Origin of the sequence: uncultured Pseudoteredinibacter sp. (assembly GCF_947500695.1) — a bacterium.
Taxonomy (GTDB): Bacteria; Pseudomonadota; Gammaproteobacteria; order Pseudomonadales; family Cellvibrionaceae; genus Pseudoteredinibacter.
Genome location: NZ_CANMSS010000040.1, coordinates 1 through 338 on the forward strand (window position 1 = coordinate 1; position 338 = coordinate 338).

Here is a 338-nt window from a genome sequence, read left to right on the forward strand (position 1 = left end):
AACCACTTTCATGGACAGTAATTTTGTCAATGAAAGAGGTATAGTATGGGACAGACCAAAAAGAGAAATTACGATCGGTACACGTTGGCGTTCAAGCTCCAAGCCGTTAAGTTGGCCAATCACCCTGACGTTATGTCAAAGGATGTTGCTAGCTCGCTAGACATTCATCCGGTTATGCTTTATCGATGGCAGATGGAGCATCGGAGGGGTGAATTAAAGGAAAATAAAAATATGAAGCCATCAAAGCCTTCGCCCAAAAGGAGGCCTGATAGAACTGACCCAGTTCAGGAAGTAGAAGATAAGCTAAGTGCGGCTGAGAAGAGAATTAAGCAGCTAGA

The 338-nt window shown here is 43.8% G+C and carries 1 protein-coding gene; it reads left to right on the forward strand.

Annotation, left to right across the window (positions count from 1 at the left end; all coding sequences use genetic code 11):
- Positions 1-45 precede the first annotated feature (45 nt).
- Positions 46-338, forward strand: a 293-nt coding sequence (locus tag Q1A08_RS21405; RefSeq protein WP_299776430.1) for a transposase, incomplete at its 3' end; no start/stop codon positions are given.